Origin of the sequence: Mesorhizobium sp. M1A.F.Ca.IN.020.04.1.1, assembly GCF_003997315.1 — a bacterium.
Taxonomy (GTDB): domain Bacteria; phylum Pseudomonadota; class Alphaproteobacteria; order Rhizobiales; family Rhizobiaceae; genus Mesorhizobium.
This window is the reverse complement of sequence record NZ_RZSN01000019.1, coordinates 32,237-56,406: the sequence shown is the minus strand read 5'-3', so window position 1 is coordinate 56,406 and position 24,170 is coordinate 32,237. Positions and strand designations below refer to the sequence as shown.

Here is a 24,170-nt window from a genome sequence, read left to right as displayed (position 1 = left end):
AAACATCTTGGCTGCCCATCCCCTCGACAAACCAATCGCCAGCAAGATGCGCAGGGCCAACTGGAGCAAAGACTTCTTCTATGAACTCTTTACTCATATGCGATAGCCCTGCCTCGAGGGGGGAGATGGCCGGCAGGCCAGAGGGGGTCGCCGCGCGTGAAGCGCTGACTTCCTCTTTGGCTTTCACATGCGCTGCACTGGCTGAGAGGACCCCCCTCTGTCGCCTTCGGCGACATCTCCCCCTCAAAGGGGGAGATCACACAGCTCAGCCCGCCAGGCGGCTCGCCGTCTCGTGCTGGGCGTAGGCTCGGCCGAAGCGGTTGGCCAGAAATGCGTCGAGCGCGATGTCTTCCTGCCGGACGAAACCTTTCGCCGGCAGCGTGCCGTCGGCCAGCATGTCGAGCACGGCGCAGATGCCGGAGGCGGTGGTGATCTGGATGGCGCTGCGAACGAGGTTGCCGACGCGGTGCGAATAGATCTTGTTGGCGTAGGTCTCCTGCAGCAGGCGACCGTTGCGGCGGCCCGAGACGGTGACGAAGACGATGACGACATCCTGCAGCGTCGCCGGCAGGGCGCTCTCGAAAATGTCCTTCAGCACGTCGCGGCGGTGGCGCAGCCCGAGGTCGTTGAGCAGCGCCTTCATGATCGCGGCATGGCCGGGATAGCGGATGGTGCGGTAGTTCAGGGTCCGCACCTTGCCCTTCAGCGTCTCGGCCAGAGTGCCGAGACCGCCGGAGGTATTGAAAGCCTCATAAGTGACGCCGTCGAGCGAGAATTCCTCGCGCTCCTCTAGCGGCGGCACCTCGACCAGCTCGCCCTCGACGATCGCCTCGCATGGCTCGCAATATTCGTTGATGACGCCGTCGGTGCTCCAGGTGAGATTGTAGTTCAACGCATTCGACGGATATTGCGGCAGCGCGCCGACGCGCATGCGCACGCTTTCCAGCGTGTCGAAGCGGCTGGCCAGATCGTTGGCGACGATCGAGATGAAGCCCGGCGCCAGGCCACATTGCGGGATGAAGGCGCTCTTGGCGTCGCGCGCCAGTTCCTTGACGCGCCTAGTGCTGGCGACGTCCTCGGTGAGGTCGAGATAATGCACGCCTGCCTTCGCGGCAGCTTCGGCGATGCGGGTGGTGAGGTGGAAGGGCGCGGCGCTCAGCACGGCGAATTTGCCGGCAAGCGCTGCCTCAAGCGCGCCGGGCAGGGCGATGTCGAGCTCCTTGGTCTCGATGCCGGCCGGCAATTCGGCTGCGGCGAGCTGGGCCGCCGAGCGGTCGACCACCATGACGCGGTAGTCGCCCGTGGTGGTAAGCATTTCAGCGATGGTCGAGCCGATCTTGCCGGCGCCGACGACAACAATGTTTTTCATGACGATACCCCTGCCAGTTTGAATTGGCAGGAATCATCGTAGCTTGCCTGTCGAAAGGAAGCTCGGAATCTGGCAAAATGAAACTCAGCATAGCGCAATTTGCCGAAGGGTTTCGTCGAAATGATCAGTGAAGCTGAACAGGCCCTGCTGACGCTGCTGCGCGCCAACGCGCGCGCCTCCACCGCCGAGCTGGCGAGAAAGCTCGGCGTGTCGCGCACCACGGTGCAGAGCCGGATCGAGCGGCTGGAGCAGCGCGGCATCATCACCGGCTACGGCGTCAGGCTGTCGCCCGACTATGAGCAGGGTCTGGTCAAGGCGCATGTGCTGCTCACCGTCACGCCGAAACTCGCCGACAAGGTGGTACGTAGCCTGGAGGCGATGCCGCCGGTCCGGACGGTGCATTCGGTGAGCGGCAATTTCGACATGATCGTCATCGTCGACGCGCCGTCGATCCGCGATCTCGACGCGCTGCTCGATCAGATCGGGGCAATGGAGGGAGTGGAGCGGACGTCGTCGTCGATTATTTTGTCGACGCGGGTTGATCGGTGAGGGCAGCGAAACTGGTGATCTCCCCCCTTGCGGGGCAGGCCAGAGGGGATCGCCTCGCGTGGAGCGCCAACCTCCATCTGCCGCAGCAGGCCGAGCCCAGTCGGACCGACCCCCCTCTGGCCGCTTTGCGGCCATCTCCCCCTCAGGGGGAGATTGGCGCTACGCCCTCCGTCTCTCCGGCCCGTTGTCCAGCCACTCCAGATCGTCCGGCGACAGGGCGATATCCAGCGCCTTGAGGCTGTCCTCCAGCTCGTCCAGCGTGCGCGGGCCGATCAGGGGAACGGACGGGAAGGGCTGCGCCAGGACATAGGCGAGCGCGACATGGATCGGGCTTTTGCCGAGCCTGCTTGCAAGTTCGATGGCGCGGTCGCGGCGGCCGAAGTTCTTTTCCGAATACCAGACCCGCACCAGCTCTTCATTGTCGGTGCGGTCGCGGCCAGCGCGGTCGGTGAAGAAGCCGCGGCCCTGGCTCGACCAGGCGAAGTTGGGCATCTGCCGCGCCGTCAGCCAAGCTTTCCAATCGTCGGTGGAAGAGGTGATGCAGCCGGCCCAGATCGGCTCCAGCATCTCGGCCAGCGAAAAATTGTTGGAAAGCGCGCCGGGCTTCTGCTTGCCGGTGCGTTCGGCATAGGCGATCGCCGCGTCCATACGCTCCATCGTCCAATTGGAGCCGCCGAACAGGCCGCGGATGCGGCCGGCCTTGACCTCGCGGTCCATGGCATCGACGAACTCGCCGACCGGCACGTCCGGATTGTCGCGATGCATGAAATAGATGTCGACATGGTCGGTCCGCAGCCGGTCGAGCGACTGGGCAAGCTGCTTGCCGATCACATCGGGATAGCAGAGCGGCGTGTGCGCGCCCTTGGCGATGATGACCGACTGCTGGCGCACGCCGCGATTGCTCAGCCATTGCCCGAGCAGCGTCTCGGTGTAGCCGGCGCCATAGACGAAGCCGGTGTCGAACAGGTTGCCGCCGGCTTCGAAATAAGCGTCGAGCAGGATCGAGCCCGAGGAGAAGGTGCGGAAATCCTCGAAGCCGAGCGCCAGGCGCGAGACGGGCTTCGGCAGGCCCGGAATCGCGCGTTTGCCGATGGCTGTGCCGTTGGCGCCGATCGGCCGGCCGGAGATGGTGTTGACGCGCTTAGCCGGCCTTTCGATCTCGTATTCCAGCCCGACGGCGGCGCGCCATTTGTCGAGAACGCGCAACGTGCCCAGGCTGTCGGTCCAGCCCATGCCCGGCCAGGCGAATTCCTGGCGGCCGGCCAGGATCGCCTCGTCGGCGGCGTCAACCTCGAAGGAATAGAGGTGGCGGGTCTCGTTGACACTGATCACCTCGCGCGTGCCGCCGGACCGGATCACCTCGATCCGGCCCGGTCCGACATCGCGGTTGCCACCGGCGAACCAGAAGTCCGGCACCTCGATTTGGCCGTTGGTGCCGAAAATGCGCAGGACATTGTCCTGGTTAAGCGAGATGCTGCACGAGACCTCGGCGACGATGCCGCCGGGGAAATGGAGCAGCGCCGAGGCCCATTCATCGACGCCGGACTGGCCGAGATGGCCCGCACCGACGACCTTGTCCGGCTCGAGGAAAGGCTTTCCCGCCGCGGCGCCGGCAATCAGCCGCGCCATCGAGACCGGGTAGCCGCCGACGTCGAGGATGCCGCCGCCGGCCAGCTCGTTGGCGTAGAGCCGGTGCTCCGGCATGAAGCCCGGCATAGGGAAGCCGAAGCTCGACTTGATCATGCGGACCTCGCCGATGGCGCCCGATTTGATCAGCTCGACCAGCTGCAGCGTCTGCGGATGCAGCCGGTACATGAAAGCTTCGCCCAGGAAGGTGCCCGCTTTTCGCGCCGCATGCATCATGGCGTCGGCCTCGAAGGCGGTGAGCGCCAGCGGCTTTTCGCACAGCACATGCTTGCCGGCCTCTGCCGCCTTGATCGCCCATTCGGCATGGCCTGGATGCGGGATCGAAATATAGACCGCATCGACGTCCTCGTCGGCAAGCAGCGCGTCATAGCCGTCAAGGATGCGCGCGCCCGGAAACGTCTCGGCAAGGCCCGGCTTGCCGGGATTGCGAGCGCCGAGCGCGACCAGCTCGCCGGTGCGCGACTGTGCCAGGCCGCCGGCAAAGGATTTGGCGATGCTGCCGGGTCCGAGAATGCCCCAGCGAATTTTTCCGGATGTCATGTCGAATTCTCCATGCGGTCGCCGCCACGCCTTCGCGATCGGGCAGAAAGGAAAGTCAGCGAATCCTGGCGCCTGTCTTGTCGAAGAGCAGCGAGCGCTCGGCCTTGATCGAGACGGTGAAGTGGTCGCTGCCGGCGCGCTGGCGCCTGGCCTCGCGCTCGATGATCAGCTCCTCCGGCCCGGCATCGGCGTAGACATAGCTGACCGAGCCCAGATGCTCGGCGACGTCGGCCTTCACCGGAATGTCGCAGTCGCCCTCGCCGGCCTCGAAGAAATGCTCCGGCCTGACGCCGAGCACGACCTCCGCGCCGGGCGCCGGCAAGGGGCCGCAGAGCGGCTTGCGCAGCCTGGCGCCGCCATGATTGACGAGCTCGACGGTCGCGGCGCTGTTGGACAAATCGACGACCTTCGCCGCGATGAAATTCATCTTCGGGGAACCGATGAAACCGGCGACGAAACGGTTGGCCGGATTGTCGTAAAGGTCGAGCGGGGCGCCGATCTGCTCGACATTGCCGGCCTTGAGCACGACGATGCGGTCGGCCAGCGTCATCGCCTCGGTCTGGTCGTGCGTCACATAGATCATGGTGACGCCGAGCTCCTTGTGCAGGCGCGAGATCTCGACACGCATCTGCACCCGCAGCTCGGCGTCGAGATTCGAAAGCGGCTCGTCGAACAGGAAGACCTGCGGCTCGCGCACGATGGCGCGGCCGATGGCGACGCGCTGGCGCTGGCCGCCGGACAATTGCTTCGGCCGACGCTGCATCAGCTCGTCTATGCAAAGAATTTCGGCGGCGCGCTTGACCCGCCGTTCGGTGTCGGCCTTCGGATTGCCGTTCATGCGCAGGCCGAAGCTCAGATTCTGCTCCACCGTCATGTGCGGATAGAGCGCGTAAGACTGGAACACCATGGCGATGCCGCGGTCGGCCGGCTCGACATCGTTGACCACCTTGCCGCCGATGGCGATCTCGCCGCCGCTGATGTCCTCCAGCCCGGCGACCATGCGAAGAAGCGTGGACTTGCCGCATCCCGAGGGGCCGACGAAGACGACGAACTCGCCATCGGTAATGTCGATATTGGCGCCATGGACGACCTCGAAGGTGCCGAAACGCTTGACGACATTGGTGAGGGTGACGGCGGCCATCTCGTTCCTATCCTATTTGACCGCGCCGGCGGCGATGCCGGCGATGAAATGGCGCTGCAGCAGCACGAAGACGATCAGCATCGGCACGGTCAGCATGACGGCGCCGGCCATGATGCCGCCCCAGGACACCTTGGTCAGGCCGATCAGGGTGCCGAGCGCCACCGGCGCCGTCATCGCGCCGGGCTGGCTGTTGATCAAAAGCGGCCAGAGATAGTTATTCCACGAGGCGAGGAAGAGGATGATGGCGAGGGCCGCCAGCATCGGCCGCGCCAAAGGCAGCGCCACGAACAGAAAGATGCGCCATTCCTTCACGCCTTCGACCCTCGCCGCGTCGAACAGCTCGGCCGGCATCATCGAAAAGGCCTGGCGCATGAAGAGCACGCCGATCGAATTGAACAGCGGCGGCACGATCAGCGCGATCCAGGTGTTGGCGAGCTGGAAGTCGCGCGCCACCATGATGAATTGCGGGATCAGCACCACGGCGTAGGGAAGCGTGATGGTGCCGAAGATGATCGCCACCACCATGCCCTTGCCGAGGAAGTCGTAGCGCGCCAGCGCCCAACCGGCCATCGAGGTGAGCAGCACCGAAAGAAAGGTGTAGGTCACAGCCACCGAGACCGAGATGCCGATCGCGCCAACGAAATTGGTGTCGCGCTGCAGATTGTTGAAATTGTCGAGGAAGCCGTCATGCGGCAGAAGCACGATGCCGGGGCTGAAGATGCCGTTGTCGGGCATGGTGGAGAACACCACCATCATCCACAGCGGGAACAGCCAGATCAGCGCCAGCGGCGTCAGGACGAGATGCAGCAGGATGCTGCGTCCGAGCCGCCTTTGCGAGCGCGAGGTCATTTCGGCTCCCTCGTCAGCCAGAGCTGCACTAGCGTGATGGCGATGGCGAGGCCCGCCATGGTGTAGGCGATCGCCGAGGCATAGCCGAAATTGAGCGAGCGGAAGCCCTGGCGGTAAAGCAAGAGGCCAAGGGTTTCGGTGCCGCCGCCCGGCCCGCCGCGTTCGGTGATCAGGAAGGGCTCGGTGAAGAGCTGCATGGTGCCGATGATCGACAGCACGGCGCAAAAGACGATGACCGGCTTCAACAGCGGCAGGGTGATGTAAAAGAACTGCTTCACCTTGCTGACGCGGTCGAGCGTGGCGGCCTCGTAGACGTCATCGGGAATGGATTGCAGGCCGGCAAGAATGATGATGGCGTTGTAGCCGGCCCAGCGCCAGGTCACCGCGATCATGATCAGTGCCATGGCCGGCGTGACGTTGGAGAACCAGTCGATCTTCTCCAGGCCGACGCTGCTCAACAGCTTGTTGACGATGCCGAAATCGAGGCTGAACATCAGCCGGAACACCGCCGAATAGGCGACCTCGCCGACCACGACGGGGGCGAAGAACGCAAAGCGGTAGAGGCCGCGCGCCTTGAGCAGCGGCGAATTCAAAAGCACCGCCATCACGACCGCCAGCGAGATCATCACCGGAACCTGGATGACGAGGATAAGCAGCGTGTTCTTCAGCGCGTTGAAGAAGGCGGGGTCGCCGATCAGGCGGCCCCAGTTGAAGGTCGGCGCGAAGCGCCACGGCACGGTGCGGGTCGCCTGGAAGGAGATCAGGAAGGAGCTGATGATCGGCCAGATCCAGAAGATGGCGAAGATCAGGAGATAAGGCGTGAGGAAGCGATACGCGGCGGCGTTGCGGTAGCGCATCGTGTTCCTCCTCCTTCCAGTTTCGGGTCGCGCCTTCCTAGCGGGCGCGGTGTTGATCATGTGTTGAATTGCTGGAGCAGTGCCAATGGTCGATGCAGGCGCTGCCCTGTCTTGCCTTCTCCCCTTGTGGGAGAGGGTGGCCGCGAAGCGGCCGGATGAGGGGTGTTCCAGCTTGGCAACGACGGCAATCCGTCCAACACCCCTCATCCGTCTTGGCGCTACGCGCCAATCCACCTTCTCCCACAAGGGGAGAAGGAAAAGCGACGCTCACTTGACCGGCAGGCCCGTCGCAGAGGCGATCTGGCTGGCGGCGTCGTCGAGTGCGGCCTTGGCATCGGGATAGCCGCCGGCAAGATACTTGGTCTGCACGGCCCGCACGATGATCTCGGCATCGCTCTGGAACTGCGTGCCGCGGCTCGGCACGACCTTCGGCAGCGTGGCGAGGATATCCTTCCAGACCGCCTGGCCGCCCCAATAGGGCTGGCCCTGCGCGACGTAAGAATCGTCGAGCGCGGAAATCAGCGACGGCACCAGGCCGAAATCCTTCAGCATGGTGATCTGACCTTCATTGGTCTCCAGCGTGTATTTCAGATAGGCGTAGGCCGCTTCCTTGTTCTTGCTGGCCGAGGTGATGGCCAAAGAGGAGCCGCCGAGATTGGCGGCGCGCGGGCCGTCGGCGGTCAGGCTCGGCATCAGGTAGACGCCCCATTTGCCGCTTTCCTTCGGCGATTCGGTTCGAATCGTGCCCTCATACCAGCCGCCATAGACCTGGGTGGCGACCGTGCCGGCGGTGTTGTTGGTGATCTTGGTCGACCAGTCGGCGGAAGAAACGATGCCGGCGTCCTTCATTTCCTTGACCTTGGTCATGGCGTCGACGCATTTCGGCTGGTTGACCGTGATCGACTGGCCGTCCTCGGCGAAATAGGCGCAGCCCTGCTCGTTGGAGATCATGCGGAAGAATTCGGTATCGCCGTTGAAGTCGGCGTTGGTCATTATGACGCCGGGGTTGGCGGCCTGGATCTTCTTGCCGGCGGCGATGAAATCATCCCAGGTCTTGATCGATGCGGGGTCGACACCGGCCTTCTCGTAGAAGTCGCGGCGGTAGAAGACGGCGACCGGGCCGGAATCCCAGGGCATCGCATAGGCCTTGTCGCCGACCTCGAGCTCGGTGCGCTTGAAATCGGGGAATTTCTTCTGGTCTTCCGCGCTGTAGCCCAGCGTGTGCAGGTCGACGAAGCAGTCCGGGAACTGGCTCCAGTAATTCTCGGCCTCGCCGTTCTCGATCGAGACGATGTCGGGCAGACCGACGCCACCGGCGGCGCAGCCGGCGATCGACTTGTCATAGGTCGGCTGGTTGCCGAGGTCCTGAACGGTGACCTTGATGTCGGGGTACTTCTTGTTGAAGCCCTCGACGGTGGCCTTCAGCGACGAAGCGGCGATGTTCCAGCTCCAGATCGTGAGTTCGCCGGATTGCGCCAAAGCGGGGCCGGAGCCCAGGGCAAGCAAAAGCGCGGCGCAGGTCAGTGTGGTGCGCATTGAAATCCTCCCATTTCGTTTGCTCTCTCACCGTGAGCCTGGCTAGATTATGCGGCGCGGAAGGCTTGTCCCCGACAAAGGGAATAAGAAATTGGCGGAAAGTAAGATGCCGGAGCGTCCGTTCTACCAGCCAGGCGCGAGCAGCGTCGAAGGCCTGCCGCTGGCCTTGCAGATGTTCCACAACCAGCCGTTGGTGATGCTGAAGCCGCATTGGCACGCCCAGGTCGAGGTCAACTTCATCGTGCGCGGCAGCGTGCACTACCGCATGGCCGAGCATGAGATCGCGCTCTCTGCCGGTGAGATGTGCCTGTTCTGGGGCGGGCTGCCGCACCAGATGGATGATCTCACCGATGACGCCATCTATGCCGGCGCGCATCTGCCGCTGGTGCATTTCTTCAGGCTGCATCTGCCGGCCGATGTCCGGCATCGGCTGATGACGGGCGCGACGCTGGTGACGAATGCCACCGACCAGTCCGACAACGACAATTTCAAGCGGTGGAACGAGTATGCGCGCTCGGGCGATGCGGCCAAGGCCGAACACGCCGTCAACGAGCTGCTCTTGCGGTTGGAGCGCGTGCGCTTCGAGCCGTACCGGCTGGTGCCGGCAACCGCGTCCGGACACGGCGCCGGCAGCGCCTTCGACCAGCAGTCCTCGCGAAATGTCGGGCGCATGTGCGATTTCATCGCCGAGAATTTCCTCTACGACATCGACTGCGTGAACATCGCGGCGGCGGCCGACATCCATCCGAAATACGCCATGAGCCTGTTCAAGAAATCGACCGGCATGACGCTCAACGAATATGTCAATCTGCTGCGGCTGAGCTATGCCCAGGCGCTTTTGATGCATGAGGGCGCCAATGTGCTGAAGGTCGCCATGGACTCGGGCTTCGGCTCGCTCAGCGCCTTCAACAAGTCGTTCCGCAAGCTTGCCGGCATGTCGCCCTCCGATTTTCGCAGGGCGGGCGTGCGCTGAAGCCCGCCGTCAGGCGGCCGGCTCCCTCACCGCGGGGAAGTCGACGATGACGGCAAGCCCTGGATGGTTGTCCTCCAGCGTGATCGACGCGCCATGCAGGTCGGCGACCGCCTTGACGAGGCTTAGGCCGAGGCCGCTGCCCGGCGTCGTGCGGCTGGAATCCAGCCGGTAAAGCCGCTGAAAGACCTTTTCGCGCTCGCCGGCCGGAATGCCGGGCCCATCGTCGCGGACATGGACGAGGACACGCTCGCCCTGCTTTGTCACCGACAGCTCGATCGCTGTGCCGGGGGGACAGTGCCTGAGCGCGTTCTCGACTAGGTTGGCGAGCATCTGCATCAGCAGGTCGCGGTCCCCGTGGACGTACCATTTGGTGTCCGGAACGAGCGTCGTCGACAACGATTTTCCGTCATCCTCGGCGACGTCGGCATAGACCTCGCCGATGGTGTCGACGACACTGCCGACGTCGAGATCGACAAAGCGGGCCTTGCGCGCGCCGGCCTCGATCTGAGCGATGCGCAGCAGCGCATCGAAGGTGTCGTTGATCTGCCGGCTTTCGCTGCGCGCATCGGCCAGCTCGGCTGAAACGGTCTCGCCGGAGGCGGTCTTGTCGGCAGCCTGCTCCAGGATCATCTGCAGGCGGTTGAGCGGCGTCTTCAGGTCGTGCGCGATGTTGGCGCTCACCTCCCGCATGCCGTCGACCAGGCCCGACAAGCGGTCGAGGGCTGCGTTCACCTGGGTGGACACGGCGTCGATGTCGTCGCCATTTCCGGTCAACGGGATGCGCGCGTCGAGCCGTCCGTGCGAGACGTCGACCATGGTGGCGGCAATGCCGTCGAGCCGCCGCTGGACGCGCGAGGCGAGCAGGGCGCCGCCGGCAATGGCGAGCCCGGTGATAAACAGCGTGCCCCAGCCGAAGCTCATCAGCACGATGGTCTTCAACTCGTCCGTCTCGGCAAGCGAGAAGGCAACCGTCAGATTGTTGCCGCCGACCTCGCCGGTATAGGCGCGGTACATCGTGTCGGGCGGCACGCCCGGCAATCTGGCGGCGAACATCGAGAAACCGTCGGGCAGGCCGGAGGCGGTGAAATCGCCTGCCAGACGGTTGCCGGCGGGGTCGGTCAGCGAGAAAAGCTGGTCCTTGTCGGGGCTGAGGTCGGCGTTGTTGTTGACCGAGGCGACAAGATCCTCCTTGTCGTTGGCGGCATAGGTCAGGGCAACGACCGAATAGGTCTCCTTGATGGACTTATCGAGCCGCCTCGCCAGATCGGCGCTCATCAGCTGATAGACGACCGCGCCGGACAGGATGAAGGCGAGCACGAAAAGGAAGGCAAAGGTCAGTGCCAGGCGGAACGGCGTGCTGCGCAGCAGGCTGGGGCGTGCTTCCTTCATCGTTTCAGGCGGGGCTCGGCCAGAACAGCCATAGCAGGGCCAGGGCCGCCACGATCCAGACGGCAATCATGAAGATCAGACCGGTCAGGCTGACCGGCCGGGTGCTGCGCGTGGCGGTGTTGCGGAATTCCCGCATGAGCCCGGCCGGAACCAGCTTTACCGCAAGCAGGATGCCGAGCGGAACGATTACAAGATCGTCCAGATAGCCGATGATCGGAATGAAATCCGGAATGAGGTCGACGGGGCTCAGCGCATAGGCCGCGACCGCGCCGGCCACGACCTTTGCGTACCAGGGGACGCGTGGATCGCGGGCGGCAAGCCAGAGCGCCACGACGTCTCGCTTCATGCGAAGCGCCCATTGCCTTGTGGAGTCCAGCATCGCCATGTCGCTTATATACGGACAGCCGGCCGGAGGCGCGAGATGCGATCAGGCATGGATCGTCAACCCTGCGCGTGCAGGCTGTAGCCGGTGTTGCGCACGGTATGGATGAGCGGCACGTCGAACGGCCTGTCGACCTTGGCCCTGAGCCGGCTGATATGGGTTTCGACGACGCTGGTCTTGGGGTCGAAATGGAAGTCCCAGACGCGCTCCAGAAGCATGGTGCGGGTAATCACCCGGCCCTCGCCGCGCATCAGCACTTCGAGCAGGCTGAACTCCCGGGGCTGCAGGTCGATGGTCCTGCCCTGCCTGGTCACGCGCCGCATGATCAGGTCCATTTCGAGGTCGGCAACACGAAGGCTGGTCTTCTGCTCCTGCGCCGCCGGCCTCCGGCCGAGCGCGTTGATGCGGGCAAGCAGTTCGGAAAAGGCGAAGGGCTTGACCAGATAGTCGTCGCCGCCGGCCTCCAGCCCTTCCACCCGGTCGTCGACGCCGCCGATCGAGGTCAGGAATATCGCCGGCGTCTTGATGCCCGCCGCTCGCACCGCCTTGATCATCGACAGGCCGTCGAGACCGGGGACCATACGGTCGGCAACGATGACGTCATAGGCATTGCGGGTTGCCGCGGCGAGCGCTTCGTGGCCATTGCGCAGGAGATCGCAGGCGTGCCCGGCCTCGCTCAGTCCCCTGACGATGTAGTCGGCAGTCCTTGGGTCATCCTCAACCAGCAGCAGTCGCATCTTGGCCTATCGTCCGGTGTCGAGTTCAAGCGGCACGGTAGCATCGGCGAGGCCCCATTCCCACAAGCCGGACTTACGCAGGCCTGTCCGGGTCCTTACAAATTCGTAAGAATGATCGAAAATAATGGGAAGACCTCGCCGCCGGGCGCGAGAAAGGTTAGGGGAGCGCTGGCCCGGCCGGAGTGACTCAAATCGAATGGCTTACACATCGCTCAAGTAAGCGCCAAAGGCCTTCGACCAGCACAAGCGCCTGATCGTCGTCCAGGTCGCCGCAGTGACGGCCATCGTCTTGCTGCTGTTTGCCAAGCCGTTCCTCAGCGAGGGCTCGAGCGGACACGAGCTGATGGAGACGGCCGGCTTCGGCTTCGTGCTCGTCTGCTTTCTCGGCCGGCTGTGGAGCATTCTTTATGTCGGCGGCAGGAAGAACGACGAGCTGGTCGTCTCCGGTCCGTTCTCGATGAGCCGCAATCCGCTCTATTTCTTCTCGATCATCGGAGCGGTGGGTATCGGGCTGATGTTCGGATCGGTGCTGGCCGCGGCGATGCTTGGGCTTGCAAGCTTCCTCGTCTTCCGGTTCACCGCCGGCCGGGAGGCCGAGTTCCTGTCCGGCAAGTTCGGCGCCGCCTACACGGCCTATGCCGAGCGGACGCCGCGTTTCTGGCCGAATCCGATGCTCTACCGCGACGAGGACCACTGGGTCTTTTCCACCAGCGCGCTGAAAAGCACGTTCCGGGACGGCCTATATTTTCTGGCCTTCTTTCCGCTTATCGAGGCGGTCGAGCATTTTCGTATGATCGGCATGCTGCCGACCTTGTTCACAATCTACTGATTGCGATTGGGCGCTTTAAAAAGCCCAGCGATTGCACCCAAAAGAAGTCAGGGGCAATGCCTTGAGTCCGAGCTGGCGAAGCATATACCTCTTTATGACTTGGGCTGTTGGGCTGCGTGATGGAAATTCGCACGTCGAAACACGATACGCTCGGACGGTTGTCGGTGTTTGAACTCGACGCGTTGCGGGAAGCTTTCAAGCGATCGGTTCGCGAGAACAACGTCACAGAAATCCAGTGGGCCGAGCACGCCGAGCTTTTCGTCAAAAGCGCGATCGGCGAGGAAAGTCGCACACTGCGAGTCTAAAGCGCGGCGCGTTTCGCCCGCGCCACCCATCAGGCCGGCTTAGCCTTTGTCTCCGCCGCGCGTGCCGCGCCTCGTGCTTTCCCAAAGGATCGCCAGGCAGCCGATCAGGATCAGGGCGCCGCCGACGACCGGCGGCAGCGCCAGAAGCTTCACGGCGCCGGCGACCAAAGCGATCAGAAGCAGTGCCAGAAGCGCAAGGCTGCCGTCGTCGACGAACATGCCGACGAGCTCCTTCAGGACGAGGCGGACGATTTTCATCGGGCAATTCCCTTCGAGCGGTCACCATTTCCGGGGCAACGGCAAACCGCTCTGTTTCTTCCTTGACCGCAATTCCGCACGGGAAACCGCTTCACGCTTTTCCTGGAATTGCTTTGGCAGCAGCCGCGTAGACGTTGCGCAGCCAGCGCACCATGGCGAAGGATGCCGCGGCGATGACGACGAAAATGGCAAGCAGCGCAAAATCCTCGCCCGGCCATTCGGCGCCGAGGCCTTCGCCTGTCCAGAACACGCCGAAACTGGTCAGCATCAGGCCGACGACGAATTTGAGCGCATTTTCCGGCACACGCGCCAGCGGCCGGTGCATGGCGAGGCCGATCAGCATTACAAGCACGAATGCGGCCAGCGCTCCGAGACCGGCATAGAGCGTCTGGCCATGCGCGGTCCCGACCGCAATGACGATGAACACCACCTCGACCCCTTCGAGCAGCACCGCCTTGAATGCCGCCACGCCGGCCAGATAGCCGGCGCGACGGTCGTTGGCCTGGCGGGTCAGCGCGTCGGTTTCCCTGGAAAAGGCTGCCTCTTCGTCGCGGAGCGCGATGATCCCGGCGCTGCGCAGGATCGCCTTGCGCAGCCAGCGCATGCCGAACAGGATAAGAAGCACGCCGACCACGAATTGCAGGAGCGTGATCGGGATCAGCTGCAGCAGCGGTCCGAAAGCCAGCACCAGCGCCGCCAGCACGGCGAGCGCCGAGACGGCGCCTGTCAGCGCCGGCCGCCAGCCGCGCGTCACGCCGACGGCCAGCACGATGGTGAAGGCTTCGACCACCTCGACAAAGGACGCCAGGAACGAAGCGGCCACGGTGGAGAGAACGGGGGTCAGTTCATGCATGAATGGGCACCGAGGTCTGTGTTTCGCCGCCCTTTTGGGAAGGCGGTGCCGGTTCAGCCTTGTTCAACAGGCGATGACGCACAAAGTATGGCGGATGGACAAATCAGCCGTCGCCGGCTGCACATTCTCGACCGCGGCGGCGAACTTGCGCCCGTGCGCAGGCCGGTGGCATAAGGCCATGCTCATCAGAGGAAGCGGCTTCAGATGACGTTATCGGTGAGAGACCTTCCCCTGCGCACGCCGATCGACGGCCGGCACCGGCAGATGATGATCGACGGTGAGTGGCGCGATTCGGCGAGCGGCCGGACATTCGAGACGCGCAACCCCGCCACGGGCGCGGTGCTGGGCACCGTGCCGCTTGCGGATTCCGAGGACATCGACCTGGCGGTGGCCGCCGCGCGGCGCGCCTTCGAGGGACCGTGGAGCCGCTTCAAGCCCTATGAGCGCCAGCTGCTGCTGTTGAAGATCGCCGATCTCATGGAACGGCATTGGGAAGAGTTGGCGCTTTCCGACACCACCGACATGGGGATGCCGATCACCCGCACTTTGGCCAACAAGAACCGCGTGCTCGGCATGCTGCGCTTCTATGCCGGCATGGCGACGTCGATCCACGGCCAGACGATCGGCAATTCGCTGCCCGGCGAGATCGTCTCCTACACGCGCAAGGAGCCGGTCGGCGTGGTCGGCGCGATCATTCCGTGGAATGCGCCCACCGCCGCCTCGATCTGGAAGATCGGCCCAGCCCTGGCCACCGGCTGCACCATCGTGCTGAAACCGTCGGAAGAGGCACCGCTGACGCCGCTTCTGATCGCCGACCTGATGCAGGAGGCCGGCGTGCCGCCGGGCGTCGTCAACGTCGTGACCGGCACGGGCGCGGAAGCCGGTGCGCCGCTCGCGGCGCATATGGATGTCGACAAGGTGGTCTTCACCGGCTCGACCGCCACCGGCCAGGCGATTCTGCGCGCCTCGGCCGCCAACATGAAGCGCGTGTCGCTGGAGCTAGGCGGCAAATCGCCGGTGATCGTGCTCGCCGATGCCGACATCGAGCGCGCCGTGCCGGTGGCGGCCATGTCGGTCTTCGCGAATTCCGGCCAGGTCTGCATCGCCGGCTCCCGGCTCTTCGTCGAACGGCCGATCTATGACGAATTCGTGGAACGCGTCGCGGCCTTCGCGGCAAAGCTGCGGATCGGCGACGGCGCCGACCCCGAGACCGAGATCGGACCGCTGATCTCGCCAAGACAGCTCGAGCGCGTGACGGGCTTCATCGCGGACGGCGCGCGCGAGGGCGCGCGGCTGGTGACAGGTGGTGAGCGCATCACCAAGGGCGCGCTGGCCGCAGGCAATTTCATGACGCCCGGCGTGTTTTCCGGCGTCACGGACGGCATGCGCATCGCGCGCGAGGAAATCTTCGGGCCGATCATCTCGGCGCTGCCCTTCGACACGCTGGACGAAGCGGTGCGGCGCGGCAACGACACGCCCTACGGTCTCGGCGCCGGCGTGTTCACCAAGGATGTCGGCAAGGCGCACCAGCTCGCCAACCGGCTGCGCGCCGGCTCGGTCTGGGTCAACACGTATCACGCGATCGACCCGGCCGTGCCGTTCGGAGGCTACAAGATGAGCGGTTACGGCCGCGAGGGCGGCGCCGAGCATCTCGACGAATATCTCAACACCAAGGGCGTCTGGATCCGGATCGATTGACGGTCTGTATCCGGTCGCGTTTCGTTGAATAGCCGCACGGCTTCAACTATTTGCGTTGCATTGCGCAATTCCGCGGCGGAACGCCGTCGCACGTTTTCCTGGTATTGCGCTGGAGCAACACAAGACCACGAGCGGTTGAGCGGGCCGCCCGACGCGGAACGGAGCGCATGAAGAAGATCGGATTTCTGTCGTTCGGGCACTGGTCGCCCGCCCCGCAATCGGGCACGCGCTCGGGCGCCGACGCGTTGCTGCAGTCGATCGACCTTGCAGTCGCGGCCGAGGAGCTCGGCGCCGACGGCGCCTATTTCCGCGTCCACCATTTCGCCCGCCAGCTCGCCTCGCCGTTTCCGCTGCTTGCCGCGGCCGGCGCGAAGACCAAGCGTATCGAGCTCGGCACCGCCGTCATCGACATGCGCTACGAGAACCCGCTCTACATGGCCGAAGATGCGGGTGCGGCCGACCTCATCGCCGGCGGCCGGCTGCAGCTCGGTATCAGCCGCGGCTCGCCCGAGCAGGTGATCGATGGCTGGCGCTATTTCGGCTACGTGCCGGAAGAGGGCAAGACCGATGCCGACATGGCGCGCCGCCACGCCGAGATCCTCCTCGATCTGTTGCGCGGCGAAGGCTTCGCCCAGCCCAATCCGCGGCCGATGTTTCCCAATCCCCCTGGGCTGCTCAGGCTCGAGCCGTTCTCGGCCGGCCTGCGCGAACGCATCTGGTGGGGCGCGGCCACCAACGCCACCGCCGAATGGGCGGCCAAGCTCGGCATGAACCTGCAGAGCTCGACGCTGAAATTCGACGAGGGCGGCCAGCCGCTGCACATCCAGCAGGCTGAGCAGATAAGAGCCTTCCGCGCAGCCTGGAAGGAAGCCGGCCATGCGCGCGAGCCGCGCGTGTCGGTGAGCCGCAGCATCTTCGCCTTGGTCAACGACATGGACCGCGCCTATTTCGGCGGCAGCGACGGCGAGGATCATTTTGGCTATATCGAGCCGGAAAAGCGCGCCGTTTTCGGCCGTACCTACGCCGCCGAGCCGGATCTGCTGGTTGAGCAGCTCAGGCAAGACGAGGCGATCGCCGAGGCCGACACGCTGCTTCTCACCGTGCCCAACCAGCTCGGCGTCGACTACAACGCCCATGTCATCGAGGCGATCCTGAAGCACGTCGCGCCGGCACTCGGCTGGCGGTGATCAATCGAGCGATTCGACGGCCGCGAGGCGAGACCAAACTCGATTTCGGGGCCATGATCGAATCGGCGCACCCGATGCTTTGAGGCACTGCCACCGGCAATCAGCTCGCTGCGCCAGTGTACCGCTCGCGCACGATCCGGGTGATGTGGACCACGTTCAGGCCGATGAAGAAGACGTTCCATGCCACGACGTTCAACATCGGGACGGGCTGGCAGTAGAAGTATACTGCCAGGCAGGTTGCCGCCGTCAGGGTGAGCATTCGCAGGCGCAGCATGTCCATTGTGAAGTAGGCAATCACGTAAAGAATGTTCGCCGCGTTGATGAGCAGTTCCATGAGAGTTCCCATGTGGTAGGGCGTGCAGGAAGGGGCGGTGCCCGGTTGAAACGCCGGGCACCGCCTGCCGTCAGTCGCCGCCAAATTCGGTCTTGAAGGTTTCGAAGTCGATCTGCAGGCCATTCAGCACGGCGCTCCAGTGCCGGACGTAGCCGGCATGGGCCACGGCTTCGGCGACCTCCTCGTCGGTGGCGCCGCGGTCCTTGGCCATCTTGGTTTCCAGCCAGATGCAGTAACGGCACGGAATCTGCGCCGCCACCGCGACGTTGATGAGCGACTTTACCTTCGGTTCGAGAGCGTTGTTCTTGGGTTGAAGCTCGAGACCCTTGAACATCGCCCAAGCGCCGGCGACTGCCGACTTTGGATAGGCCTTGATATGGCTCGGCACGATGCCGAGCGTCGCCTCGATTTCCTTGTAGGTCTGCTCGGCCGCCGGCAGTTCCTGCGCAACGGCGAGCGGTGCGGCAAGTACGGTAGCGATGGCGAAGCCTATGCCTGTGAGAATGTTTTTCATGATCAGTCTCCTGTTTGTTGGGATCGAAGGGATTGCCGCCCGCCCCGCGCCCCCTTTGCGCCGCGAGGCCGGAAGTCGTCCGCTGCGACCGACCGGTGTTAGCTTTCGAAGGTCAGAGCCGGGCCTCGAGGACCAAGTTGAACGGCGTCTCGAAGGCACGACGGAAACGGGTGAACCCGGCCTTGCGGAACACTTCCGCCAGCCGTGCCTCGCCGGCCTGGGCGCCCAGCACGAGGCGGCCGCCGTCCGAAATAGCGTGGGCGCAGCAGATGGTGGTGGAGGCCGCGTAATACATTCTCGCCACCGGCGAGATGTTGTCCTCGACCCGGTCATTGGCGAAAGGCTCGACCAGCATCACCGTCCCGTCCGGCGCCAGCGCCTTTGATGCATGCACTGCCGCGGCGACAGGATCGCCCATGTCATGCAGAGCATCAAAGAAGCAGATCAGATCGTAGCCGCTGCCCGGGTAGTCGTCGGCCCGCGCCTTTTCGAACGCCACGCGCCCTTCCAAGCTCTGCTTGGCGGCGCCGCGACGGGCCTCCACCAGCGAGTCTTCGTGATTGTCGAAGCCATGGAAGCGGGAAGCCGGAAAGGCCTTTGCCATGAGCGCCGTCGAATGGCCGTGACCGCACCCGATGTCGGCGACAAGCGCACCAGTCCTGAGCTTCTCGACGACGCCCTCCAGGGATGGCAGCCATTCGCTCACGAGACTGGCCTTGTAGCCGTTCCGGTAAAAGGCGGCCACGCCGCAGGCCAGGCGTCCGTCATGATCTCCCCAGGCGATGCCCTTGCCGGTGCGGAAAGCCTCTACGGCCTTCTCTTCGTCGGCCCACATCGAAGCGGGCACCGCCCAAGCGTTGGGAATGAAGACGGCGCTGTCCTCGTCGGCGAGCACGACTTCCTGTTCGGGTGTCAACTCGTAGGTGTCGCTGACCGGGTGGTAAACGATATAGCCGCCCGCCACTTGGGAATTGAGCCATTCGCGTACGTAACGTTCGGCACAGCCGGCGCGCCCCGCGAGCGCGCGGGCACTGAGGGGTCCGAGGCCCGCCATGGCCTTGTAAAGACCGAGACGGTGGCCGAGGCTGATCATGACTCCGCCGTAGCCGGCCGAAATATCACCGATCGCTCGCGCGACGAGCGCATCGAGTTTTGCCGGATCGATCTTATGGTTGTGGGTATGCTCCATGTCCAAGTCTCCTGTCCAAGCGCTCGGGCAATCCCGAGGCAGCGGCTGAATCGCAGGAACAGGGAAGAAACGGGAGAGCGCGACTCTCCAGAATCGGGCCATTTGTGCCACTGGCCCGTCGTCAGGAGAGAAACTGGCGGCCGCGCGCGCCGGGCGCTATGGTTGCGGCACCTGCGACATGGATTAGCCGACATGCATCGTCACTTCACCACTGCCGCATCCGAGCCGCTTCACGTGAGTCTGGTGGCCATTCCAGAGGCCGTGGTGTCCACGTTGTCGGGCATCTTCGACGTGATGAATGCCTTCAAAATAATGCCGCTGCCGGGCAGCGAGCCGCGCCAGGCTCCGCCCTTCGAGATTGAGATCGTCGGCCTAGAAACGGGCGCTCTGGAACTGGCCAGCCGCGTGCCGGTCATGGTTCAGCGAAGTGTGGCGGAGGTGGATATGACCGACATCGTCATTGTTCCTTCGATCCTGCTTGGGCCGAACGGCTGGCGAAAGGACCTGCATCCGGAACTGATCGAGTGGTTCCGCGCCATGCATGGCCGCGGCGCGCTCTTGTGCTCGGCGTGCTCAGGCATCTTCCTGCTTGCCGAAACCGGTCTGTTCGATGGCGTGGACGCGACCGTGCATTATGGCTACGCCGGCGACTTCGGCCGGACGTTTCCACAAGTGCCTGTCCACCCGGATCGTGTGCTGGTGGTGTCGGGCAAGCGAGAGGAGCTCATCTCCTCGGGTGCTTCCATGACCTGGCATGATCTGGTGTTGTACCTGATCGCCCGACACGCCGGCGCGACCGCAGCCCAGGCCGTGGCGCGCTCATTCGCGCTGCAGTGGCATCAGGACGGTCTTGCGCCCTACATCATCTTTGAGGGTCGCAAGGATCATGGCGATCTTGCCGTTCAGGCGGCGCAGGACTTGATCGCCACCCGATTTTCGGTCGCCAATCCCATAGAAGAGATGATCCGCTGCGCCCAGCTCACGGAGCGCACCTTCAAACGCCGTTTCACGAGTGCGACCGGCCTGAGCCCGATCGCCTATGTACAGCGCTTGAGGATCGAGGACGCCAAGCGCCGACTGGAGCGCACCGACGCGTCAATCGACGACGTCAGCTGGCAGGTCGGGTACGAAGAGCCTGCGTTCTTCCGTCGCTTGTTCAAACGTGTGACGGGGCTGGCGCCCGGCGCATACCGCAAGCGGTTCAAGATCCCCGCCTATGCGCAAAGGCATTTGCCCGACGAGAGCGTCGAACTCCGGCTGGGAAATAGCCAGCGGCAGACCTAAGCCGGGCCGACGCTGCGATATCCGCCCGGCAGGCCGCTCGGGGTACGCTTCCTCCGCGAGCGTGTTGACATCCGACGAAGACAAGCAGTAGTTTTTTGCGTAATCGGTTACGTAACCGATTACGCCCATTCAGGAGGAGGAAAGTATGAGCAAGGTTTCAAATACCCGCGGGCTCGACCTGGGATCGTTCTCGCGTCGTCGGTTCCTCAAGACAAGCGCGCTGGCGGCCGGCGCGCTTGCGCTGCCGTTCGGTCCGGCGTTTGCGGCCGACAAGCCGAAGGTAGGCTTGGTCATGAAGTCTTTGGCCAACGAGTTCTTCAAGCAGATGCAGGCCGGCGCGGAGGACTATGCGGCCAAGAACAAGGACAAGTTCGATTTCGCCGCCGTCGGCATGAAGGACGAGCGCGATTTCGCCGCGCAAGTCGATGCGATCGAGAACTTCATCACCCAGAACTACAACATCATCGTCGTGGCGCCGGCCGATTCGAAGGCGATGGTCACGCCGATCGCCAAGGCGCTGAAGGCCGGCATCAAGGTCATCAACATCGACGTCGCGCTCGACGATGAGGCCAAGAAGAAGGCCGGCATCGACCTTGCCTTCTTCGGGCCGGACAACCGCGCCGGCGCCAAGCTCGCCGGCGACGCGCTCGGCAAGGCGCTGGGCAAGGGCGGCAAGGTCGTCATCCTCGAAGGCAATCCGGAAGCCGACAACGCCAAGCAGCGCAAGCTCGGCTTCGACGATTCGGTGAAGGAGCACGGCCTCGACCTGCTCGATTCGAAGACCGCGCATTGGGAGACCGAGGAAGCCAACACGCTGATGACCAACTTCCTCACCCAGCACCCGGACATCCAGGGCGTGATGGCGGCGAACGACTCGATGGCGCTCGGCGTGGTCAAGGCGATCGACGCAGCCGGCAAGTCGGGTCAGATCAAGGTGGTCGGCTTCGACAACATTCCGGCCGTCGGCCCGCTGCTCAAGGAAGGCAAGATGCTCGCCACGGTCGAGCAGTATGGCGCGCAGATGGCGGCCATGGGCATCGACTACGGCCTGCGCGAGCTTGCCGGCGAGAAGTTCTCGGGCTGGGTCAAGACCGACGTCAAGCTGATCACCGCCTGAGGCGAGCACAGGCGCCGGGACTCCCTCTGGCGCCATCCATTCGCTTGTCTCATCATCGCCGCCGGCAAGCAGCCGGCGGCGATGAGCGCCATTCAGGATTGCTGCATGGACGATGGGGTTCTTTCCCTTGAAGGGGTAGGAAAAATCTTTCCCGGCGTGGTCGCGCTGAGCGACGTCTCGCTGTCGATCGCGCGCGGCGAGACGCATATCGTCCTCGGCGAGAACGGCGCCGGCAAATCGACGCTGATCAAGCTCTTGGCCGGCATTTACCAGCCGGACAGCGGGACGATCGCCTTCAACGGCCAGCCCTATCAGCCGAAGACGCCGCATGACGCGCAGCTAAGCGGCATCCGCATCGTGCACCAGGAGCTGAACCTACTGCCCTATCTCAGCATCGCCGAGAACCTGATGCTGGAAAACCTGCCGCGCCGCGCCTTCGGCATCGTCGACCGCAAGGCGCTCAACCGGCGCGCCGTCGCGCTGCTCAAGGAAGTCGGGCTCGATGTCGATCCGAGGACGCGGGTCGAAGCGCTTGGCGTCGCGCAGATGCAGCTGGTCGAGATCGCCAAGGCGCTGAGCTACGACAGCAAGCTGCTGGTGCTCGACGAGCCGACGGCGACGCTGACGCCGCCGGAGATCGGGCGGCTGTTCGCTATCATCAAGCGGCTGAAGGCCAGGGGCGTCACCATCATCTACATCTCGCACCGGCTGCACGAGGTGTTCGAGATCGGCGACCGGGTGACAATCTTGCGCAACGGCAGGCTGGTCGCGACCCGCGACCTCCACGGCCTCAGCGTGCCGGATGTCGTGCGCATGATGATCGGCCGCGACATCGCCGACGAATTCGGCTTCGACGCCTCGATCGTGCCGGGCAAGGTCGCGCTCAGCGTCACCAATCTGAAGCGCAGCGCCGTGACGCCCGAAATTTCCTTCAACGTCCGCCACGGCGAGATCTTGGGCGTGGCCGGTCTGGTCGGCAGCGGCCGGACCGAAGCCATGCGGGCCCTGTTCGGCGCCGATCCGAGGCTCGACGGCGTCGTCGAGATCGACGGCAAGCCGGTGGCGATCACGGCGCCCAAGGATGCCGTGCGGCATGGGCTCAGCCTGCTTACCGAGGATCGCAAAGGCCAGGGCCTGCTGCTCGATCTGGCCGTGGACAAGAACATCACCATCACCGATCTCGGCAAGGTGTCGCGCCACGGGCTGGTCAACCGCCGGGCCGAAGCCGCGGCAGCGAACGATCTCATCGGCCAGCTGCGCGTCAAGGCAAGCTCGATCGAGCAGGCGGTGCGCAACCTCTCGGGCGGCAACCAGCAGAAGGTGGTACTGGCCAAGTGGCTGTTCCGCGGCACCTCGACGCTGATCCTCGACGAGCCGACGCGCGGCGTCGACATCGGCGCGCGGCGCGAGATCTACCAGCTTCTGTGGATGCTGGCGGCGGCTCAAAAAGGCATCATCATGGTGTCTTCCGACCTGCCCGAGCTGATGGGCATGTGCCATCGCATCATCGTCTTTTCCAAGAACAAGATCGTCGGCGAGGTGCCGCGAGCCGAATTCGACCAGGAGCGCATCCTGTCGCTCGCCTACCAGGAGTATGTGCGACCATGAGCGAGGCGTCCGAAACCCTCGTGTCGGCGCCTGTTTCTCCCGGCAAGGCGAAGTTCCTGCGCGTCCTGATCCGCGACGCCGGCGTGCTTCTGGCGCTGGTGCTGATCACGCTGTTCTTCTCGCTCACAGCGCCTTACTTCGCCACGCCCGGCAACGCGCTGAAGATCTTCGTGCAGATCGCCATAAACACCGTGCTCGCCGCCGGCATGACCTTCGTCATTCTCACCGGCGGCATCGACCTTTCGGTCGGCTCGGTGCTGGCGCTCTGCACCGTGGTCGGCGCCACCGTCATGATTGACGAAAGCCTGTCGCCGGCCGTCGCGATCACGTTGGCGCTGCTCGCCTGCATGGCGACCGGTGCTGCCTGCGGCTTCCTCAACGGCTGGATCTCGACGCGCTGGAAGATCCCTTCCTTCATCGTCACGCTCGGCATGCTCAACATGGCGGCGGGCGCCGCTCGCGTGGTCAGCGACAATTCGACCATCACCGGCCTGCCGCAGAGTTTCGTCGATTTCGGCAATCTGATCATCGGCGGCTTCCTGCCGTCGATCTTCCTGGTCGCGGTGCTGGTGATCGCGGCCGGCTGGTTCGTGCTGCGCTTCACCGTGTTCGGCCGCATGATCTTCGCCGTCGGCACCAATGACGAGGCGGTGCGCCTCTCCGGCCACAATCCGGATTTCTACAAGGTCGCGGCCTTCACCATCAGCGGGCTGACGGCCGGCATCGCGGCCATGGTCTATCTGCTGCGCTTGAACATCGGCAGCCCGATCGCTGGCGTCGGCTACGAGCTCAATGCAATCGCCGCCGTCATCATCGGCGGCACCAGCCTCAGTGGCGGCAAGGGCTCGATCATCGGCACGCTGGTCGGCGCCTGCATCCTGCAGGTGCTCAGCACCGGGCTGCAGCTGCTCGGCGTCGGCGACAATTTCAAACCGATCGTGATTGGCCTTGTCATCGTGCTCGCCGTCATCCTAGACGCTTATCGGGAGAGGCTGTTGCGGAGGATCCGCTAGAGGGTCAGAGGG

Annotated in this window: 24 protein-coding genes; 10 read left to right on the top strand and 14 right to left on the bottom strand. The window is 64.2% G+C overall.

The genetic code is table 11. The annotated features are described in order from the left end of the window. Positions 1-265: 265 nt before the first annotated feature. On the bottom strand, positions 266-1,369 hold the full coding sequence (locus tag EOA49_RS06955) for a saccharopine dehydrogenase family protein (RefSeq protein WP_127242182.1): 1,104 nt from the start codon (positions 1,367-1,369) through the stop codon (positions 266-268). 120 nt (positions 1,370-1,489) lie between these two features. Here EOA49_RS06955 and EOA49_RS06950 point away from each other — a divergent pair, with 120 nt between their 5' ends. Next, positions 1,490-1,918, top strand: a complete 429-nt coding sequence (locus tag EOA49_RS06950) for an Lrp/AsnC family transcriptional regulator (RefSeq protein WP_127242181.1) — start codon at positions 1,490-1,492, stop codon at positions 1,916-1,918. A gap of 159 nt (positions 1,919-2,077) precedes the next feature. Here the strand turns inward: EOA49_RS06950 and EOA49_RS06945 are convergent, their stop codons facing one another. From EOA49_RS06945 to EOA49_RS06925, 5 genes are all read right to left on the bottom strand, one after another. After that, the gene (locus EOA49_RS06945) at positions 2,078-4,105 is read right to left on the bottom strand and encodes an aldo/keto reductase (protein ID WP_127243101.1); all 2,028 of its coding nucleotides are present in this window, start codon (positions 4,103-4,105) and stop codon (positions 2,078-2,080) included. A 55-nt stretch (positions 4,106-4,160) separates the two neighbouring features. Further along, positions 4,161-5,246 (bottom strand): sn-glycerol-3-phosphate ABC transporter ATP-binding protein UgpC, encoded by a 1,086-nt coding sequence (gene ugpC / locus EOA49_RS06940; protein WP_127239930.1) that lies wholly within the window; start codon positions 5,244-5,246, stop codon positions 4,161-4,163. A 12-nt stretch (positions 5,247-5,258) separates the two neighbouring features. After that, positions 5,259-6,095, bottom strand: a complete 837-nt coding sequence (locus tag EOA49_RS06935) for a carbohydrate ABC transporter permease (RefSeq protein WP_127239931.1) — start codon at positions 6,093-6,095, stop codon at positions 5,259-5,261. Next, entirely contained in the window at positions 6,092-6,952 is an 861-nt protein-coding gene (locus EOA49_RS06930) for a sugar ABC transporter permease (RefSeq protein WP_095827377.1), read from the bottom strand. The genes EOA49_RS06935 and EOA49_RS06930 overlap by 4 nt, the downstream gene beginning before the upstream one ends. Positions 6,953-7,219: 267 nt before the next feature. Then, on the bottom strand, positions 7,220-8,488 hold the full coding sequence (locus EOA49_RS06925) for an extracellular solute-binding protein (RefSeq protein ID WP_127239932.1): 1,269 nt from the start codon (positions 8,486-8,488) through the stop codon (positions 7,220-7,222). Positions 8,489-8,594: 106 nt separating this feature from the next. Here EOA49_RS06925 and EOA49_RS06920 point away from each other — a divergent pair, with 106 nt between their 5' ends. Next, on the top strand, positions 8,595-9,461 hold the full coding sequence (locus tag EOA49_RS06920; protein WP_067323547.1) for a helix-turn-helix domain-containing protein: 867 nt from the start codon (positions 8,595-8,597) through the stop codon (positions 9,459-9,461). 9 nt (positions 9,462-9,470) lie between these two features. Here the strand turns inward: EOA49_RS06920 and EOA49_RS06915 are convergent, their stop codons facing one another. The 3 genes from EOA49_RS06915 to EOA49_RS06905 are packed head-to-tail and all read right to left on the bottom strand — an operon-like array spanning position 9,471 to position 11,969. After that, complete coding sequence (locus tag EOA49_RS06915; protein WP_127239933.1) at positions 9,471-10,850, bottom strand: HAMP domain-containing sensor histidine kinase; 1,380 nt, start codon at positions 10,848-10,850, stop codon at positions 9,471-9,473. A 4-nt stretch (positions 10,851-10,854) separates the two neighbouring features. Then, positions 10,855-11,235, bottom strand: coding sequence for a YkvA family protein (locus EOA49_RS06910; protein ID WP_127239934.1), 381 nt, complete (start codon positions 11,233-11,235; stop codon positions 10,855-10,857). A gap of 56 nt (positions 11,236-11,291) precedes the next feature. Continuing rightward, positions 11,292-11,969 (bottom strand): winged helix-turn-helix domain-containing protein, encoded by a 678-nt coding sequence (locus tag EOA49_RS06905; RefSeq protein ID WP_066991553.1) that lies wholly within the window; start codon positions 11,967-11,969, stop codon positions 11,292-11,294. A 274-nt stretch (positions 11,970-12,243) separates the two neighbouring features. Here EOA49_RS06905 and EOA49_RS06900 point away from each other — a divergent pair, with 274 nt between their 5' ends. Together EOA49_RS06900 and EOA49_RS06895 are read left to right on the top strand one after the other, a co-directional pair. Next, positions 12,244-12,798 carry an isoprenylcysteine carboxylmethyltransferase family protein gene (locus tag EOA49_RS06900; protein ID WP_245460557.1) on the top strand — a complete coding sequence of 185 codons (555 nt, stop codon included), beginning with the start codon at positions 12,244-12,246 and terminating at the stop codon, positions 12,796-12,798. Positions 12,799-12,917: 119 nt separating this feature from the next. Further along, positions 12,918-13,103 carry a hypothetical protein gene (locus EOA49_RS06895; protein ID WP_127239935.1) on the top strand — a complete coding sequence of 62 codons (186 nt, stop codon included), beginning with the start codon at positions 12,918-12,920 and terminating at the stop codon, positions 13,101-13,103. A 39-nt stretch (positions 13,104-13,142) separates the two neighbouring features. On the opposite strand, the gene EOA49_RS06890 is transcribed toward EOA49_RS06895, so the two are convergent. Then, positions 13,143-13,361 (bottom strand): hypothetical protein, encoded by a 219-nt coding sequence (locus EOA49_RS06890; protein ID WP_127239936.1) that lies wholly within the window; start codon positions 13,359-13,361, stop codon positions 13,143-13,145. Between the two features lie 91 nt (positions 13,362-13,452). Next, positions 13,453-14,214: a COG4280 domain-containing protein gene (locus EOA49_RS06885; protein ID WP_127239937.1), complete on the bottom strand. Its 762-nt coding sequence runs from the start codon at positions 14,212-14,214 to the stop codon at positions 13,453-13,455. A 204-nt stretch (positions 14,215-14,418) separates the two neighbouring features. Here EOA49_RS06885 and EOA49_RS06880 point away from each other — a divergent pair, with 204 nt between their 5' ends. Further along, on the top strand, positions 14,419-15,912 hold the full coding sequence (locus EOA49_RS06880) for an aldehyde dehydrogenase family protein (RefSeq protein ID WP_127239938.1): 1,494 nt from the start codon (positions 14,419-14,421) through the stop codon (positions 15,910-15,912). A gap of 167 nt (positions 15,913-16,079) precedes the next feature. Further along, positions 16,080-17,099: an LLM class flavin-dependent oxidoreductase gene (locus EOA49_RS06875; protein WP_127239939.1), complete on the top strand. Its 1,020-nt coding sequence runs from the start codon at positions 16,080-16,082 to the stop codon at positions 17,097-17,099. A 100-nt stretch (positions 17,100-17,199) separates the two neighbouring features. Here EOA49_RS06875 and EOA49_RS06870 read toward each other — a convergent pair whose 3' ends face one another. The 3 genes from EOA49_RS06870 to EOA49_RS06860 all read right to left on the bottom strand — a co-directional run bounded on the left by EOA49_RS06870 (position 17,200) and on the right by EOA49_RS06860 (position 19,136). Beyond that, positions 17,200-17,433, bottom strand: a complete 234-nt coding sequence (locus EOA49_RS06870) for a hypothetical protein (RefSeq protein WP_164746687.1) — start codon at positions 17,431-17,433, stop codon at positions 17,200-17,202. A gap of 70 nt (positions 17,434-17,503) precedes the next feature. Continuing rightward, the gene (locus EOA49_RS06865) at positions 17,504-17,947 is read right to left on the bottom strand and encodes a carboxymuconolactone decarboxylase family protein (protein WP_095776734.1); all 444 of its coding nucleotides are present in this window, start codon (positions 17,945-17,947) and stop codon (positions 17,504-17,506) included. 112 nt (positions 17,948-18,059) lie between these two features. Next, positions 18,060-19,136 carry a class I SAM-dependent methyltransferase gene (locus tag EOA49_RS06860; protein WP_095825130.1) on the bottom strand — a complete coding sequence of 359 codons (1,077 nt, stop codon included), beginning with the start codon at positions 19,134-19,136 and terminating at the stop codon, positions 18,060-18,062. A 192-nt stretch (positions 19,137-19,328) separates the two neighbouring features. On the opposite strand from EOA49_RS06860, the gene EOA49_RS06855 reads away from it, so the two are divergent. From EOA49_RS06855 to EOA49_RS06840, 4 genes are all read left to right on the top strand, one after another. Beyond that, the gene (locus EOA49_RS06855; protein ID WP_127239941.1) at positions 19,329-20,420 is read left to right on the top strand and encodes a helix-turn-helix domain-containing protein; all 1,092 of its coding nucleotides are present in this window, start codon (positions 19,329-19,331) and stop codon (positions 20,418-20,420) included. Positions 20,421-20,565: 145 nt separating this feature from the next. Continuing rightward, positions 20,566-21,537: a sugar ABC transporter substrate-binding protein gene (locus tag EOA49_RS06850; protein ID WP_095776731.1), complete on the top strand. Its 972-nt coding sequence runs from the start codon at positions 20,566-20,568 to the stop codon at positions 21,535-21,537. Between the two features lie 105 nt (positions 21,538-21,642). After that, positions 21,643-23,145 (top strand): sugar ABC transporter ATP-binding protein, encoded by a 1,503-nt coding sequence (locus tag EOA49_RS06845; protein ID WP_127239942.1) that lies wholly within the window; start codon positions 21,643-21,645, stop codon positions 23,143-23,145. Continuing rightward, positions 23,142-24,158, top strand: coding sequence for an ABC transporter permease (locus tag EOA49_RS06840; RefSeq protein WP_127239943.1), 1,017 nt, complete (start codon positions 23,142-23,144; stop codon positions 24,156-24,158). Before EOA49_RS06845 ends, EOA49_RS06840 begins: the two co-directional genes overlap by 4 nt. Positions 24,159-24,170 lie beyond the last annotated feature (12 nt).